Annotated in this window: 19 protein-coding genes; 16 read left to right on the top strand and 3 right to left on the bottom strand. The window is 39.1% G+C overall.

Annotated features, from left to right (window positions below; all coding sequences use genetic code 11):
- The first annotated feature begins 33 nt into the window (after positions 1–33).
- From DC498_RS21195 to DC498_RS21150, 9 genes are all read left to right on the top strand, one after another.
- Positions 34–1,071 carry a LacI family DNA-binding transcriptional regulator gene (locus DC498_RS21195; RefSeq protein ID WP_116876169.1) on the top strand — a complete coding sequence of 346 codons (1,038 nt, stop codon included), beginning with the start codon at positions 34–36 and terminating at the stop codon, positions 1,069–1,071.
- Positions 1,072–1,104: 33 nt separating this feature from the next.
- Complete coding sequence (locus tag DC498_RS21190; protein WP_240628067.1) at positions 1,105–1,917, top strand: glycoside hydrolase family 88 protein; 813 nt, start codon at positions 1,105–1,107, stop codon at positions 1,915–1,917.
- Positions 1,918–2,167: 250 nt separating this feature from the next.
- Complete coding sequence (locus DC498_RS21185) at positions 2,168–2,977, top strand: hypothetical protein (RefSeq protein WP_116876168.1); 810 nt, start codon at positions 2,168–2,170, stop codon at positions 2,975–2,977.
- A 546-nt stretch (positions 2,978–3,523) separates the two neighbouring features.
- On the top strand, positions 3,524–4,267 hold the full coding sequence (locus DC498_RS21175) for a dienelactone hydrolase family protein (RefSeq protein WP_116876166.1): 744 nt from the start codon (positions 3,524–3,526) through the stop codon (positions 4,265–4,267).
- Between the two features lie 18 nt (positions 4,268–4,285).
- The gene (locus tag DC498_RS21170; protein WP_116876165.1) at positions 4,286–4,645 is read left to right on the top strand and encodes a bleomycin resistance protein; all 360 of its coding nucleotides are present in this window, start codon (positions 4,286–4,288) and stop codon (positions 4,643–4,645) included.
- An 88-nt stretch (positions 4,646–4,733) separates the two neighbouring features.
- A complete protein-coding gene (locus tag DC498_RS21165) occupies positions 4,734–5,279 on the top strand; it encodes a hypothetical protein (protein ID WP_133176931.1) in 546 nt (181 codons plus the stop codon).
- Positions 5,280–5,353: 74 nt separating this feature from the next.
- Positions 5,354–6,130 (top strand): NIPSNAP family protein, encoded by a 777-nt coding sequence (locus DC498_RS21160; RefSeq protein WP_116876182.1) that lies wholly within the window; start codon positions 5,354–5,356, stop codon positions 6,128–6,130.
- Positions 6,131–6,632: 502 nt separating this feature from the next.
- A complete protein-coding gene (locus DC498_RS21155; RefSeq protein ID WP_133176930.1) occupies positions 6,633–7,628 on the top strand; it encodes a sulfatase-like hydrolase/transferase in 996 nt (331 codons plus the stop codon).
- A 26-nt stretch (positions 7,629–7,654) separates the two neighbouring features.
- Positions 7,655–7,876 carry a hypothetical protein gene (locus tag DC498_RS21150; RefSeq protein ID WP_116876162.1) on the top strand — a complete coding sequence of 74 codons (222 nt, stop codon included), beginning with the start codon at positions 7,655–7,657 and terminating at the stop codon, positions 7,874–7,876.
- A gap of 7 nt (positions 7,877–7,883) precedes the next feature.
- Here DC498_RS21150 and DC498_RS21145 read toward each other — a convergent pair whose 3' ends face one another.
- Positions 7,884–9,206, bottom strand: a complete 1,323-nt coding sequence (locus DC498_RS21145; RefSeq protein ID WP_165813919.1) for an amidohydrolase family protein — start codon at positions 9,204–9,206, stop codon at positions 7,884–7,886.
- A gap of 149 nt (positions 9,207–9,355) precedes the next feature.
- Here DC498_RS21145 and DC498_RS21140 point away from each other — a divergent pair, with 149 nt between their 5' ends.
- The gene (locus DC498_RS21140; RefSeq protein ID WP_116876160.1) at positions 9,356–9,547 is read left to right on the top strand and encodes a hypothetical protein; all 192 of its coding nucleotides are present in this window, start codon (positions 9,356–9,358) and stop codon (positions 9,545–9,547) included.
- Here DC498_RS21140 and DC498_RS21135 read toward each other — a convergent pair whose 3' ends face one another.
- Positions 9,548–10,543 (bottom strand): polysaccharide deacetylase family protein, encoded by a 996-nt coding sequence (locus tag DC498_RS21135; RefSeq protein ID WP_116876159.1) that lies wholly within the window; start codon positions 10,541–10,543, stop codon positions 9,548–9,550.
- A 97-nt stretch (positions 10,544–10,640) separates the two neighbouring features.
- Positions 10,641–11,999, bottom strand: coding sequence for a Gfo/Idh/MocA family protein (locus DC498_RS21130; protein WP_116876158.1), 1,359 nt, complete (start codon positions 11,997–11,999; stop codon positions 10,641–10,643).
- A 122-nt stretch (positions 12,000–12,121) separates the two neighbouring features.
- Here DC498_RS21130 and DC498_RS21125 point away from each other — a divergent pair, with 122 nt between their 5' ends.
- From DC498_RS21125 to DC498_RS21100, 6 genes are all read left to right on the top strand, one after another.
- The gene (locus DC498_RS21125; protein WP_206197717.1) at positions 12,122–13,189 is read left to right on the top strand and encodes a PmoA family protein; all 1,068 of its coding nucleotides are present in this window, start codon (positions 12,122–12,124) and stop codon (positions 13,187–13,189) included.
- A 54-nt stretch (positions 13,190–13,243) separates the two neighbouring features.
- Complete coding sequence (locus DC498_RS21120; protein ID WP_116876157.1) at positions 13,244–13,834, top strand: LemA family protein; 591 nt, start codon at positions 13,244–13,246, stop codon at positions 13,832–13,834.
- 18 nt (positions 13,835–13,852) lie between these two features.
- Positions 13,853–14,311: a TPM domain-containing protein gene (locus DC498_RS21115; protein WP_116876156.1), complete on the top strand. Its 459-nt coding sequence runs from the start codon at positions 13,853–13,855 to the stop codon at positions 14,309–14,311.
- Positions 14,312–14,335: 24 nt separating this feature from the next.
- The gene (locus DC498_RS21110; RefSeq protein WP_116876155.1) at positions 14,336–15,130 is read left to right on the top strand and encodes a TPM domain-containing protein; all 795 of its coding nucleotides are present in this window, start codon (positions 14,336–14,338) and stop codon (positions 15,128–15,130) included.
- A 347-nt stretch (positions 15,131–15,477) separates the two neighbouring features.
- Entirely contained in the window at positions 15,478–16,536 is a 1,059-nt protein-coding gene (locus tag DC498_RS21105) for a hypothetical protein (protein WP_133176929.1), read from the top strand.
- A gap of 26 nt (positions 16,537–16,562) precedes the next feature.
- Positions 16,563–17,081: a hypothetical protein gene (locus DC498_RS21100; protein WP_116876153.1), complete on the top strand. Its 519-nt coding sequence runs from the start codon at positions 16,563–16,565 to the stop codon at positions 17,079–17,081.
- Positions 17,082–17,113: the final 32 nt, after the last annotated feature.

Genomic DNA, 17,113 nt, shown 5'->3' with positions numbered 1-17,113 from the left:
AACTCAGGTCAATCTTTTTATTGGACCAGGATCATGGAAACACGGAAGAACAAAAAAAACGGTAAAAACTCGATACATGATATAGCAAAAGCGTTGCATTTATCACCGGCAACTATTTCAAGGGTACTTAATAATCATCCTCATGTTCATGAAGCAACGAGAAACAAGGTGATGATGATGATAAAGGAAAAAGGATATAAGCGTAATGTAATGGCATCAAGCCTTCGAACCAATAAAACGCATACTATAGGCTTGATCGTTCCCCGCATCTCTATGTTTTTTCATACAGAAGTCATTACCACCATACAAAACCAATTGCATGCCCAGGGGTATAATCTTATCATTTGCCAGTCGAATGATCAGCTTGAAATGGAAAAAGATCTTACACGAACACTATATGCTTCCAGGGTAGACGCAGTAATAGCTTCCTGCACTTTATTTACAACCAACTTTGATCATTTTGATATACTGACTCAAAACAATATCCCGGTAATTTTTTATGATCGTGTTCCAATGCAACCTTATCCTGCCTGTATTGTAAAAGGCGATGACTTCAGGGGAGCCTACCTTGCTGTTTCGCATTTGCTTGAGCTGGGTGCAAAAAGAATAGCCTTTATTAATGGACCGCTGGATTGTAATATTTATGAAGACAGGTATGCAGGTTTTGAAAAAGCAATGCAGCAGTATAATATTCCTGTGATAAATAAATATATTTTTTATCATGAACTTAATGAAGAAAATGCACGCAAGTCACTTCATGCCTTATTTAATAAATCACCTTATCCTGATGCCATTTTCGCAGCTAATGATCTTACTGCGCTAACGGCTTTGCAGTTTGCAAAGGAAGTAGGCATTGCTGTGCCTTCAGCGTTTCGTATCGTAGGATATTCCAATGATCCACGTACATCCATAACTTCACCCTCTATCACCACAATTGATCAGTTTCCGGCATATACCGGAAAAGTTATTGTAAGAGAATTATTGAAGCTATTAAAAAACAATCAACCAATAATGACAGATCAGGCGCCGATTATTACCCCGGTAGAACTAATACGGCGTATGTCAACATAAAAATTACATTTCAAACTTTTAAAGTGATTAATAATGATCAGATTCAAATTTAACCTTGCTGCTATTTGCATAATATTAGTATTATCTGCCGGGGCTCAAAAGAGCAGGCAATCTATGGGGCAATTGGTAGATGAAAATTTGCATTTTGCAGCGGAACAGTATAAGATGCTTATGAAAGATCTGGCGGCAGATGTTATGCCGCGATCTTATGATGATGATGCCAAAAAACTGGTTACCAGCAATACCAAATGGTGGTGCAGCGGTTTCTACCCGGGAACATTGTGGTTATTATACAAAGAAACCAAAGATAAAGCCTTGAAAACTGAAGCTGAAAAACGATTGCAGATACTTGAGGTGGAAAAGTTGAATACCGGAACGCATGATCTTGGTTTTATGATGTTCTGCAGTTTTGGAAATGCCTATGACGTCACGCATAACGAACATTATAAGGATGTAATATTCACTTCAGCCGGTTCCCTGTCGACACGTTTCCGTCCTTCTATTTCCTCTATACAATCGTGGAACAAAAGCGATAAATTTAATTGCCCGGTAATAATAGATAATATGATGAACCTTGAGTTGCTGGAATGGGTGGCAACAAATGGAGGTGATCAGAAATATGCACATATTGCCGCCGACCATGCCAATACCACTATAAAAAATCATTATCGCGCTGATCATAGCTCCTATCATGTTGTGGATTATAATACAGAAACAGGACAGATAATTAAGAAAGTGACGCACCAGGGTTATGCAGATGAGTCAGCGTGGGCAAGAGGGCAGGCATGGGGTTTATATGGATTTACAGTAATGTACAACGCCCGAAGAACCCGGGTCTCCGGCTGACAGCACCAATACCGTAAATGCCGATACCATTTCAAACCATCTTAGGTTTAAGAATGCCAGAAAAATAAACGGGATCATCCCCCAGGGTCCTACAGGCAGTTCTTTAAAAATATCATTTAAAGACACACTCTATCTTGTTGATAAATGGAAACTTCCAATAGAATTTCTGCATGAAGACACAACAAAAGACGTTGCAGGAGTATATATACAGGTACATGTTGGTTCGACCGGCGGAACTTTTTATTATGACGTGCCTGAAGTTCCTGATATTGCTGCCAACGATACCGTATCTATGATACTCGTGGGAATTGATCCGAAAGGATTGGAAGATGCTTCCGGTATACCTCCTGCAGGCGGTCTGCCTTCTTTTGAAATGACTTTTGTGCCTCATGATTCAACCGGTGAGGCGTTGGGCAAAATTACCGTACCTGTTGAAATAGCTGAACCAACAGCAGATATTACAGGTGAATGTGGCCTTATTACAAAAGAAGGGGAGGCCTGGTTTTGGAGTATGTCCTTTATACCTAATACCAGCGAACCCTTCGGGGAAGACCTGTTTTTTAATGCGCCTCATAAAGTGTGGGGTTCCGAAGGTCAGCGTATCTTTGGTTGTTGTCATGGTGGCGCTATCTCCGAATACACAGCGAATTGTGCAGATAAGGATAAAACGTCCTTAATGTTCAGGACTTTTTTTAACTGGACAAATGAATTGTATAAATTTTTTGAAGGTGGCACCTATGCAGGGCTTACAGAGTTTATTTCCGCTGATCCTTATCCTAAAGAAAGTAATTTTTGTGGTGTAGCTCCGGGCGTGGTAAAGGAAGATTTTGATCGCAACTTTTTGGAAGGAAACTGGACGCTCGGATCCAATGCAGTTCTTTCCACACTGGGAACTTCAACACCACAGGCTGGTAGTCTTGCTGCAAGACCGGATGGTATAATAGATATGGTGTCCTGCCGGTTGCTTATTATAGTCCAACCTGACCGCGAAGGGGGTAGCGGCGACCTGGTGAAATTTTATACCCGCGTTACACCGGGTTCATGGTATACATTAAATTAAACTATTGTTTAAGTCGTGTCAGATTCTCTGCAGTGCCTACCCACCATCACACTGCGCATTCCTTAACCCGGAGATTGCTTCAGACCAGCTTATATAGGTTGGCGATGCGCCGGAGAACCCGGCAGCCAGGCTGATGGAGAAAATATTTTCATTGCATTGAAAGGATATTATCGTAGTACAGGCAGAGTAGGAAACCTGGGGATAAAAACGCTCGCCTGTATACATTCTATATGAGAAACTACCCGGGCCAGCCGCGCTGGTATAACATAGACTGATGAAAAACCAGTAGCCTTCGCAAAAAAATGTTAGTGATCTGCGAATGTAATTCCCTGTGTTGTGCATCTTGCGTAGCACAGGGATTGCTATATTATATGATTGCTTGTGTGATGTTAGGCGTTTCGCCTAAAACAGTTTTCCTGTTGACGGTCGCAGTTAGAAAAATGTTCAGTTATAACGTTGATTAACATATATATTTAAAAGAATCCTTTTAATTTTAGCTATACTCACTACATTTAGTATATCTCTGTAAGCACAAACTATATAAACATGAAGAAAATATTTTTGATTACAGTACTTCTTTGTATTGTGGTTTTTACATACGCGCAGGATTTAAAGCCTGTTGTATATAGTGATGGTTCGCAAAAGTTCAATGGACTGGTAACAAAAAATTCAGGAAAAAAATTGCCGGGAGTACTGATATTACCGGCATGGAAAGGTATTGACCAGGAAGCAAAAGACGCGGCTATTGCGCTGGAAAAGCAGGGTTATATAGCTTTTATAGCAGATATATATGGAGAAGGAAATATCCCGGTTGATAACGCTTCTGCTGCAAAAGCAGCAGGTTCTTATCGGCAGAATTATGCTGCATATCAAAAGAGAATTGAGGAAGCATTGGAGCAATTGAAGAAAGCAGGCGCGGACGCTGATAAACTTGCTGTAATTGGTTATTGCTTTGGCGGCACCGGTGCATTGGAAACAGCAAGAGCTAATTTTCCTGTGAAGGGAGTAGTATCTATTCATGGCGGACTGGGTAAAGATAGTGCGAGAGCCAATGGCCTGTTACCGGTAAAAATATTAATTGAAAACCCTGCTGAAGACCGGAGTGTAACACCGGAGATAATGAACAATCTGATAAAAGAAATGAATGAAGGCAAAGCGGATTGGCAGGTGATTACTTATGCTTATTCAAAACATACCTTTACTGATCCTAAATCTCCTGACTATAACGAAGTAATGGCAAAGCGTGCATGGACACATACGCTGATGTTTTTAAAAGAAATATTACAATAACCGTTGAAATTTTTTACTATGCTTACCAGCATTAACCCAAAATTGCCTATGCGCAATAAGAATGTTACAAAGGATTATTATGTAAATCAGTTGGGGTTTACTGAATTTGGAAGTGCGGATTACGATGGATATCTTATGCTGCAAAAAGATAATATTCAAATCCATTTTTTTGAATTTGCAGCGCTTGATCCCAAAGAAAATTACGGGCAGGTATACATTCGCGTTGATAATATTGATTCATTTTATCAATTACTTCTTGATAAAAAAGTAGGCATACACCCTAACGGATATTTACAAATTAAACCCTGGGGACAAAAAGAGTTTTCTCTGCTCGATCCGGATAATAATTTATTAACCTTTGGACAGGGCATTGTGTAAATCATTTGCTTAATAATGAAGAAAATCAATATGTGCATTTTATTGATGGCAGGCTTAGTATTTTTACCCGATAAAATGTATTAACTGCATGAAAAGAATAATTTGTGTTCTCGCCTGCACTTTTATTGTAATGTCATTAATGGGACAGTCACCCAAAAAAGTATTAAAGAAATTAGGCAATAACCCGGTTTTCTTTATTGATAGTATAAATGTTGACAATACTGATTTACAGAAATATGATCCCAGGGAAATTGCCCAGGTTACAGTTTATAAAGGAAAAGAAGCCGAAGCCTTACTCGGAGAAGATGGTAAGGATGGAGTAGTGTATATTTTCACTGTAAAGTACTGCAGAAATAAGTATTGGAATTTTTTCAAATCAAAATCTGAAGAATATAGCAGGATAGTCAAAACCCCGGAAAGTGATAGCATTGTTCAATATATTCTCAATAAAAGAGTTCTTACCGATGATTTTGAAGGGGATCTCTTTTTAATTGATGATACAATCTTTAAAGGAATAAAATTCCTTGATGGCGAAACGCTTGAAAAAGAATTTAAAATAACCGGGAAAAAGTATGGATTTCATATTACTTCTGACGTTCCTGCAAACCTGTATAAGGGTAAAAAAAAGTTTTAGCAGTTGTTTGATAATGTAAGAAGTTGTGCTTCAGGAAGATTAAAATACTTAGCTTTAAAATAAAATTTTCATTTATGTTTCCAAGAGTAATGATATTGACCGTATCATTTTGCTTAACGATCAGCATGCTTAATGCACAACAAAAGCAGGAATTTTACGAAATAAAAGTGTATCACTTCAATACCACAGAACAGGAAAATATACTAGATACCTATTATGAAAAAGCATTCATACCTGCAGCCCATAAAGCAGGCCTTAAATATATAGGTGTGTTTAAACCGCTGAGTAATGATACTGCAGCGGATAAACGTTTATATGTAATCCTTCCATTTGCATCAACAGACCAGATGATCAACCTTACACCGCAAATGGAAAAAAGCCGGGAATATATTAGAGCCGGCAATGATTATATTAATGCTCCATACACAGCGCCGCCATATATAAGGTATGAATCAATTTTACTCAAAGCGTTTACTGCTGCACCGGTAATGCAGTTGCCTAAGCTTGGTTCTCCCAAAGCTGAACATGTATATGAGTTGAGGAGCTACGAAGGACATACTGAAAAAATATACCAAAATAAAGTACACATGTTTAACGAGGGTGGAGAAGTGCCACTGTTTAAACGACTGAACTTTAATGCTGTGTTTTATGGGGGCGTAATTGCAGGAAGCCGTATGCCAAACCTGATGTATATGACAAGCTTTGAAAACATGAAAGACAGGGACACGCATTGGGATACATTCAGAAATGATCCCGAATGGAAAGCGCTATCTGCAAGACCGGAATACCAGAAAAATGTTTCCAAATCAGATATCATATTGATGACAGCAACACCGTATTCGGATTATTAGTTTGTGCTATTTAATTATTGCAGATAAAAATAATTTCATTGTGAATATTAGCAGGTCGCGGGTTATTAATTTTCTTAAATATTTTCCATATTATATCATACTCATTTTATTTTACTTCATCCTGGACGGACTTACTTTTTTCGAACATCTAATCAATTATTCTGCTGCCTTTTACTTATTAGTACTGATTATTGTCATTTTTGGATTATTATTCGTGCTTATTTGGAAAAGAACAAAAAATATAAGAAAAGCTGCTATAATAACTTTTGTGTTAGAGATTGCATATCTTTTCTTCGCTCCAATTTATGACAATGTAAAAGCACTTTCTTTCAATTATATTTCTTATGTTTTTTTTCTTCCACTATATGTACTCGCCATCTTTTATCTCTGTCATAAATTGTATATAAAAAGAGTTTTCTATAGTCGTATCACAGCCTATTTAAACCTTACCATTCTATTAATCGTTATTTATCAATTGTGGCTTTTATGTCAAATTAGGCCGTTGCAAAATTTCGTTAATCCTCGCTATGCAGAAAAATTTGATACAACAAAAATTGCAATTAATAGCAAGCAAAAACCGGATATTTATTTAGTCGTTTTTGATGCTTATCTGAATTCTAAAGGTTTAAAAGAAGAATTCAAATATAATAGTGACCTGGATGATTTTTTAACAGCAAATGATTTTTTCGTATTCAGCAATACAAAGTCGGATTATGTTTTTACTCAATACTCCATGTCCTCAGTATTAAATATGAATTTAATTGATGTTGACAGGATCGAAGATAAAAAAAACTGGAACCAGGCTTATACCACATATCTCCGGATGATAAATAAAAACCCGGTAACAGAAGTACTTAAAAAAGAAAACTATTCATTCGTTAATCTTTCCCCGTTTGTACTTAATGATATTGCGCCTGCATATTATCAGCCTCTGCAGCCTTCAAATAAGAATTTGCTGCTTGAAAAAACGCTTTATAATAAATTAAAACAAGATCTGACAATAGAAGGATTTATTGAAAAATATAAATTGTATTTTCTGTATAATTTTTTTGAACATCCTTTAAAAACATACAATAATTCTACCTTAAAAAAATGTAAAGAAATAATAGAGCAAGTCCCCGGAGCTTCACCACAATTTGTTTATACACATTTTATAATGCCGCATATTCCATATTTTTATGACAGTACAGGCAGAGATGTAAGCCCACAAAATTTTCTTGATAATGATAAGTATTTAAGCTATTCTGTTTATTGTAAAAACAAAATAAAGGAAATAGTTACAATGCTGCGAGCAAAACCCAACACTATCATTATACTAATAAGTGATCATGGACCACATCTGCAACATAGTGGTTACAGAAGCATTAGGCGAAACCTTTTTTCAATATATCTCCCTAATAAACAATATTCCGGGCTAAATGATTCTTTATCAATCAGTAATTGCTTCAGAATTGTTTTTAATAAGTATTTTGGTCAAAATTTTACATTAATTCAATAAAGTTAGGATCAAACAAGTATCATTTTATGAGCCAGGCATTTGTAAAAGAAGGAGAAGAAGAATGGCTGCACGATATCCAGCCTACATTAACCGCTCTTATAAGTTATTTAACAAGAGAGAATAATGGTATTCGCGTGTATGAAAAAAGCAGTTATTTCAGCAGTAAGTATAACCGTGAGTTGCATGTAATGAGCAATGGCTTCAGCTATGCTAAAGACGATAACGGTAAATGGTATATTGCGGAGTAATACAGCCTCAGTGCTTCACTTCCTCACCGTTTTTCCATACCACTTCAATATTCCGCGTATTAAGAATGTTTTTTTCCGGATTGCCGGATAATACAATAAAGTCAGCTTTCCTGCCGGTTTCAATGGTGCCATAGTCTTTGTTACAACTCAAAAACTTAGCGGCATTTTTTGTTGAAATAGTGATGGCCTGCAATGGCGTAAGCCCGGCACTTACCATAAGTTCCAGTTCAAGATGTTCTGCAAAGCCCTCAGCTCTGGCAGGAGTTGCCCCGGAGTCTGTACCCATTACCACCATTATACCGGCTTCATATATTTTTTTAAGATTTTTAATAGCAATCTCAAGTCCTTTTTTATTTCTCACATATCCTGGTGAGTTCTTTATGTTGTTGATATATTCTGGCGAAGTAAGCATTTCATATACACCCGGCTCAAGCGCGGCTTTAAAAAAATCATCATTTATCCATGCAGGATTTTCCGCGTATATAAATTCAAATATCTCTCTTGTAAGTGTTGGGATATAAACAATATTTTTTTCTTTCATTTTTTTCAGCAAAGCATCATCCACCTCTTTATCTCTTACACTATGCGCTAAAACATCCACGCCTGCATCAATCAGCTTATGCGCATCTTCAAGATAATACACATGCGAAGCCACACGCAGCCCATGTTTGTGTGCTTCCTTTATAATTATCCTGTATATATCTTCCGGCATTTTTTTGTTTGATCCGCCAAAATCATCTACCCAGATTTTTACAAACGAAGGCTTAAGTTTAGCGAGTACAGCAACTTGTTTTTCAATTTCAGGATCGGTACCGGAAGTAAATGTGTGATTTATGCCAAATGCTGCGGCAGGCGGGTTGCCGGGCATACCAAATCCAAAACCTGCTGAATACATTCTTGCACCTGGTAATAAGCCTGCAACAGAGGAATCCCTGAACCCATTAAAAATAAGCGGACGGTCGGTGCCCATACATAATAAAGCACCAACACCATATTGCTCATAACGTTTTAAATGATGCAATAAATTATCTCTTGTATAATTAGCAGCATTGCTTTGTGTGCCGGTAATATTACCCGTATGACTATGTCCGCTGATTAAAGCCGGCATAATTGTTTTGCTGGTCATATCTTTTATAACAGCATTATCAGCTTCAAGATTTTTTCCTATTCCGGCAAAGCTGTCTCCTTTTATCAATACATCTGCATCAGCAAGCGGTTTGCCGCCATTGCCATCTATAATAGTTACATGCTTAAGTAAAATGGGTTTTTGTTGTGCATAATTAACAAAAAAGAAAAAACAAAACACAGTGGTTGCAAAAAGAACTTTCATTTTCATTGATTTTTCTTAAATAAAAAGTTTCAAACAGCAACAGGAGAAAACACTTTATCTACCTTAAAATTAAGCACATTCATCGAAAAAAATTGTCAACCTATGGGTATGTATATATTTTCGATATAAGTTTTTATGTACGGTAACCTATGAGCTATATTTTATACAGGAATAATATCGACCCGGCAGGACACTCTTTTCAATACGTAAAAAAGATAAGGAATGGAAAGATTTATTTTACCTCTCATGCGCCGGATGCCAAAAACTTTGTATTTGTGAAAGCTGTTTTTCTTTCACTCAAATTTAACCTGTTGTGGATTTCGCGCAGGTATATACGGTGATTATTTCACCTTATCTCTTCTTTCTTTTAATTCCCTCCATGTAGCTAATACAATGCCTTCTTTTTGCAGGGCTTTTTTAAACTCGGGATCCATCATTGCAAGTAAATCTCCTTTACGTGTGGGGCCTGAGTCGGATATGTGAGGAAAAACTTCAGTAATATGTGTGCAATGCATGATGATCATTGTTACACCAGGCTTAAGAGACTTTATAATATCAATGTATTTCTTTGTTTTCATTTTCCGGAGATTGTCATCAGTAGCGTCAACTCCTTCAGGCAATTTCCAGCTATAACTATCAGCATATAGATCATCAAGTACAGGTAAGCCTGCATTCCATAATACTGTACCGGCTTCCCGCGCTTTAGCCAACAGTTGTGGTGTGCTTTTCATTTCTTCAGTAATAAGCGTGTTATGTCCGCAGGGAAACATCACCGGTATTTTATAATCTATCCCCACTTTAATATACCGTTCTGCAAATGCAGGTGTTGCAAACAAAGTACCCATGTGAGAATCAAGGTGCGTAGGTTCAAAACCCATTGTCTTTGCACGTTCTACCTGCGCTCTTATTTCAGCCTCAACTTCATCCGGTGTTGCATGTTGCACTACATCACCTACACTGCGCCACATAGCGCCTTCAGTATCAACCAGCCCGGGAGAAGCGGGTTTGCCTGTAAGTGGTCCCCAGCGATAATCTTTCCACTCAGAAGTAAGCGTAAGGTGTAGCCCTGCATCTATGGCGGGATGTTCTTTCAGGTAATGCACAAAACCCGGAACCCAGGGGCATGGCATCATTACACTGCATGAATTAGCGACGCCTTTTGTCATAGCTTCTATGCCGCCTGTATTTGATTCGTAAGACATGCCCATATCATCTACATGCAGGATAACCACCTTAGCACCTTTCGGATAACCTAACTTTTCTGCATAGGTTGTTTGGGCATTAAGCTGCTGAAAGCAAAGCGTTAAGAATAGTAAGAAAGATATATTGTATTTCATTGTATGTAGGTATAAGGTGCCAGTACCAGGTATCAGCTATAAAACTGCATAATCATCAACAGCCGATAGCTGATAGCTGACTGCTGATAGCCAATAGCTAATATTTAAACGCTTTTCCTCCTGCCATAACTTCCTGCGTTTTTTCATCAAACGTAACTTTTTGCCCGGTTCTGAATGCCGCGTTCGACATAATTACCGCTTTGGCATGATTGTATCCTGCTTCTATCGGTGCATTGGGCTTCTTACGGTTGCGCACACATTCCATCCAGTTGCGTACATGCGATACTGTTAGGTCATCGCCCCCGGTATTGGCATCTGTGGTTACTTTGGTTGCCATTTCATTCAGCGACATTTCAGGCAGCAGGTTTGCCTGCATGTTCATTGCCTTCGCATACTTTTCTGTTAATCCGCCGTCCGGGGTTATTTTATTCGTATCGAGATTTAGTGTACCACCATTTGAATAATATATTTCTTTTACATCACCTGCGGCATTGTTCATGCGGGAACTGAATATAACCTGGAAACCGGATGAATGATCATTCAGAGGACCATAGTCAAAAACAGCAGTAAGTGTATCGGCATTTTTTCTGCCGTCATTCCAGGAGTATATGCCGCCATTTACTGCAACGCTTCTTGGGTGGGGCAGATTAGCAAACCAGTGTACGGTATCAATCTGGTGGCACATCCATTGCCCGGGTATGCCTGATGAATATGGCCAGAACAAACGGAATTCAAGATATTTTCTCGGGTCAAATTTTTCTACTGGCCTGTTCAGCAAAAATCTTTTCCAGTCAGTATCGCTTTCTTTCAATAAAGGCACCACATCTGGCCTACGCCAGCGGCCGGGCTGGTTTACATTCCATATCAGTTCAACCATTGTTATCGGGCCGAATTTTCCCTGGTTTATAAAATCATATGCCGCTTTATATGTAGCGCCGCTTCTTCTCTGCGAGCCTATCTGCACTATTTTACCACTTTCATTTACGGCTTTTAATACAGCACGCGCATCTTCCATTGTTTCTGCCAATGGTTTTTCTGTGTAGGCATCTTTGCCGGCTTTAACAGCGGCAACCGTATGCAGGGCATGCTGAAAATCAGCGGTGCTGATAAAAACTGCGTCAACATCTTTTGAGGCAAGCAATGCTTCATCGTTGGGATAAACTGCAATATCATGGTTAAGCTTTCCTTTTAAAAAAGCCTGCCCGTCTGCCCTTCTTTTGTTCCACAAATCAGCAAGGGCTATCATATCAAAATTCAATTCTTTCTGTAACTGTAAAAATGATGGCAGTAATGCTCCTCTGAAGCGGTCGGAATATCCTATAACACCAACGTTCACACGATCATTGGCGCCTATTATTCTGCGGTAACTCCGGGCGCTCAGTCCCAATGCTCCCATATAGGTAGCCACACCGGTCATGGCGCTTTTTTTAATAAATGCTCTTCTTGAATTTTTCATGACAAACTTCTTTTATTGAGTATTAATGAAAGAATAGTAGCTTTATCTATCCCGTTACTTTAAAGATATTTAATTAAGAGCGAAACTGAATAAAAGGATACTAATTTTATAAATGTTTAATTATGAGAAGAAACCATTTCTTTTTTAGCTTGTCTTTTCTTATGGCATTAATGTTTGCATCACATGAATTGTATGCCCAGTCAAAAAAAACGCTCCTAAATATTGAAATAACTCCTGTAGAGGCTGATAAAAGAATTACGGTTACTGTTAATGGTAAGCCGTTTACCGAATTAATATATACTGATACACTGGAAAAACATTTTTTATATCCCATATATGCGCCTGATGGCCAATTGGTAACCCGTGGCTTTCCTTTTAAACCACGCCCCAATGAACCTACAGATCATCCGCATCATATTGGCTTATGGCTGAATTATGAAAGCGTGAACGGGCTTGATTTCTGGAATAACTCCTATGCTATTCCTGCAGATAAAAAAGATAAATACGGCTGGATAAGAACCCAGAAAATACTGAAAGCTAAAGGTGGCAAGGAAGGGCAAATTAAAGTAGCTGCTACATGGGAGAATCAAAAAAAGCAGGTGTTGCTTGATGAAACTACCACTTATTTATTTAAAGCAGATGACAACAAAAGGATCATTGACAGAATTACTACACTTACCGCAAAAACCGCTGTAGCTATGCCGGATATTAAAGACGGCATGCTTGGTTTGCGTGTAGCACATGAACTGGAACTTCCTTCAAAAGAGAAGAAAACATTTAAAGATGATAAAGGCAATGTAACAGTTGTGGATGCCAGCGCGGATACAGCGCCTTCCGGCAATTATATAACCAGCGAAGGCATTACAGGCGATGATGTGTGGGCTACCCGTGCACAATGGTGTATGTTATATGGAAAGATTGGAGAAGATACTGCAAGTATTGTGATTATAGATCATCCCCGTAACCCTGGCTATCCTACTTACTGGCATGCCAGGGGTTATGGACTTTTTGCCGCTAACCCGCTTGGTCAAAAGGTGTTCAGTAAAGGAAAAGAAACACTTAACCTTTCTTTGAAACAAGGTCAGTCTGTTACATTCCGCTACAGGATAGTAATAGCATCAGGCAAAGAAAAATTATCAAAAGAAGAAATAGGGTTACTGGCAGGCGACTTCTTTCAGAATACAAAATAAGTTTTGCTAATGTGTGAGGTTATGTATTTTTACTAAAATTTAAAAGCTATACGTATGAAATCAAAAAGTATTGTTTTGATTGTAATTATTGGTGCAATATTATTACTGGGTGGTTGCGGCTGCTCGGGCTATAATAAAATGGTTGGCCTCGACCAGGATGTAAAAGGCAAATGGGGTAATGTGCAGAGTGAATACCAGCGCCGTGCAGACCTGATACCTAACCTGGTAAATACTGTAAAAGGTGCTGCTGATTTTGAGCAGGAAACGCTTACAAAAGTAATAGAAGCAAGGGCAAAAGCTACCTCAGTAAATATTGATGCCGGTGATCTTACTCCGGAAAAGCTGGCGCAGTTTCAGCAGGCACAGGGAGAACTAAGCGGTGCATTGAGCCGTTTGCTTGTTAGCGTGGAAAGATATCCTGAGCTAAAAGCCAATCAGAACTTCCTCAGCCTTCAGGCACAGCTGGAAGGAACAGAGAACAGGATTAAAGTATCCCGCAATGATTTTAACACGTCAGTGCAACAATACAATACTGTAGTTAAATCGTTCCCAAATGCGCTTTTTGCAGGCATGTTTGGCTTTAAAGAAAAAGGATACTTCGCTGCAGAACCAGGTTCAGATAAAGCTCCTGAAGTAAAATTTTAAATTGATCATCTACACCAGATGGGATTATTTTCTTCAAGAATAAAGCATTTTTTTTCTCCGGAAGAAAACCAGCGCATTGTTGCCGCAATACGGGAAGCTGAGCGGCTTACCAGCGGTGAAATACGTATTTACGTAGAAAGCCATTGCCGTTTTGTTAACCCGGTTGACCGCGCCGTAGAATTGTTTTATGGGCTTAAGATGGAAAAAACAGAGCTGCGCAATGGCGTGCTTTTATATGTAGCGATCAGGGATCATCAGCTGGCTATTTTCGGAGATGAAGGCATTCATAAAAAAGTGGGAGATAGGTTTTGGCGTGAAGAAGTGAATCATATATTGAGCGAATTTAACGCGGCACATTTTTGCGAAGGCATTATACAGATCGTTACTGAAGTAGGGGCAGCCCTCCGAGAACATTTCCCTTTTGACGCGCATACCGACAAAAATGAGCTGCCTGATGAAATAGTATTTGGAAAATAACAGGATGGGCATTATAAGATTGTAATGAAGAAATTTTTACTGGTCATATTAGTTTTTATTTCCCTTGGCAGCTATGCCCAGGTAGATAAAATTATTCCCGCCGTGCCCAATCCTCCCAAACTGGTAAATGATTTTACCGGCACGCTTACACAGTTGCAGCAGGAAATGCTGGAACATAAGCTTAAGGATTATGATGATACTACCTCTAACCAGATCGCTGTTGTTATTGTAAAAACGCTGAAAGATTATGATCCTTACGAATTCGCAACAGCATTAGGACGTAAATGGGGTGTTGGAAACAAGGAATTCAACAATGGTGTTGTTTTCCTGATTGCAAAAGACGACAGGAAAGTTTTTATTGCGCCTGGCTACGGGCTGGAAGGTGTGCTGCCTGATATCACCTGCAAACAGATTGTTGATAATGATATTCTCCCCAATTTCAGGGGTAATGATTTTTACCGGGGCATAGATGAAGGCACTACTTCAATAATGAAAGCTGCCGCAGGTGAATATACGCCTCCAGAAGGTTATGCAGACCGTGGAAACTCCGCCAAAGGCGTACCTGTATTTGTAGTACTTATTATCATCTTTATTATTGTAATGATCATTTCGCGAAGCGGTGGTGGAGGCGGTGGTTCTTTCATGAGCCGCCGTGGTTACAGGGATTCTGGTGTTCCGCCAATATGGTGGTTCCCTTCAGGAGGTGGCGGCTCCCGTGGTGGCGGTGGATGGAGCGGTGGCGGAAGCTCAGGTGGCGGCGGCTTTGGTGGTTTTGGCGGTGGTAGCTTTGGTGGCGGTGGCGCCGGAGGAAGCTGGTAAACCAATTTGCCTCTTTACATAAAGCCCTGTAAGGGCGGAGTTTTGGTAGAACCGTTATCTTTTTTACCAAAGCCTCATAGAGGCGGTATTATCTTTCATGTTCCGCAGCAAGGTTTCTATCAGCTCTAAAAATTCTTTGCACATTTAATTTATGACATTGCGGTAAAGAAATTACTTCAACGGCTCTCTTCCCTTTAATCATTTCTCTTTTATTACCCAGATATAAACAAGCGGTAACAATTTATCCGGGCGCATGATTATAGTACAGAGAGATGGTTCCTGGAATGCAGGAACCATATTCGACACTCTTAGAAGGAATAAAATTTCTGATACTAAACTTTAAAGCTATGTTATACCTGGATAAAAAGATCTTACTGCAGTTGTGCGCAGTAATGGCAATGCTTTCTTTATTTTCCTGTAAGCCTGACCCTGAAACGTTCGCTATACACACACCCATCTATCCTGGTTCAGGGGAAAATGTAACATTTTCATTAAAGAAAATAGATGGTAATGTTGAAAATGTAAAGCTGTATGAAACCGTGCAAGCCATTAATGCTTCGGGTGCTGTAACCGGCACATCTGCTACGGTATTACTGCAGGAATGGAATAATCCCGGCTTCCCTATACAGTTTGTGAAAAGCGGAGGATACGCGTCTAACAGGATCGTTAACTATCGCTTTGAAGTATATGGTAACGATAAGCATTATACGCATGATATTAAGTTTGCAACGCGTCCATACCCTGTAAGCAACCAGCCGGCACCCGTTTATATAGTGGGCGATATCAATAATGTTTTGAACCTGGTTTTTATACCAGACACAGATATGAATATCAATACCTTTTACAATGCCGTAAAAGTGGATATTGACGAAGTGTTTCACGGCGAGGATTATATCCGGAGGTTCAGGAACAGCTATAATTTCTTTATTAATCCTTTTACCGGTCATGCGCACGATTATGATACCGAAACAAGGGATCATGAAATACCATCAAACTGGGATCAGTTGAGTTTTGCCCAGGGTAAGGTTATTCTGCACAACAGAGATATCAGGGATTTTGCTGAGCCGGATAAATTGTTGTTTTCTGCCGAGCATTATGTAAAAGGTACTTTACTGCACGAAAGCGGCCATAATTTTTACAGGCTTGCTGATGAATATGGAGGCGGCGTACACTGGCAGGAAAGCGAATTGCCTAATAACTGGAGTAGCTTATCGGCTTGTCAAAGCGCGGCAGCCGGTCGTGGCATGAGTTCGGCAGATGCACACCAGATGGGCACGAGCGGGTGGTATAAACTTTGCCCTGCATCTTGTGTTATGGAGTCTTCAGGAACAGCTATGCACCCTTATGAAAGGCCTTGCCGCGACAGGATATTGTATTCTATTCTTCACAGGGCCGGTGGCGAATAATTGCAAACAAACTTAAATTTATTGTTATGAAATATATTTTCATTCTTCTGATGGTTTCCTGCTTTATTTTTTCATGCACAGGAAATAAGCAGTCTAAAACAAAAAATATTGATAAGGAACTGGCAAAGCTTGATAGTTTGAAGGGCAGTTTTAAACCCGATTATTTTAATGATTCAAATAATGCTCATGAATCAGTAACGATATCTTACAAAGATGGAGCGTTTAGTATAGTACCTGGCAGCCGCGCTATACGGCCTGGAAGAGTTCCTTTTGAGAACGGAGATAAAAGCAAGCCTTTTATTATCCAGTTTAAAGATGTAAATGGAAAAAATTTATTTGAGTACAGCTTTATTCACCCGGGCGTTTTAAGAGTATGTGAAGGTGAAAAACCTGAATACAGCATAAGAGATTCATTTACTTTCGAGATATTGTCGCCGGCAAAAATAAACGCAGCATCTGTGTCGCTGGTAAATAAAGAAAAGAATGTATTTGATTTCAGGTTGCCTCCTTACAGGGATAACCAGGATTCGGTAATAGTTAAATAAAAATTCCCCCGGAAAATAGCTGTACCAGTGAT

It is taken from the genome of Terrimonas sp. (assembly GCF_003075435.1).
In the GTDB taxonomy this organism is placed as follows: domain Bacteria; phylum Bacteroidota; class Bacteroidia; order Chitinophagales; family Chitinophagaceae; genus Agriterribacter.
This window is presented reverse-complemented; position numbering and strand designations above follow the sequence as displayed.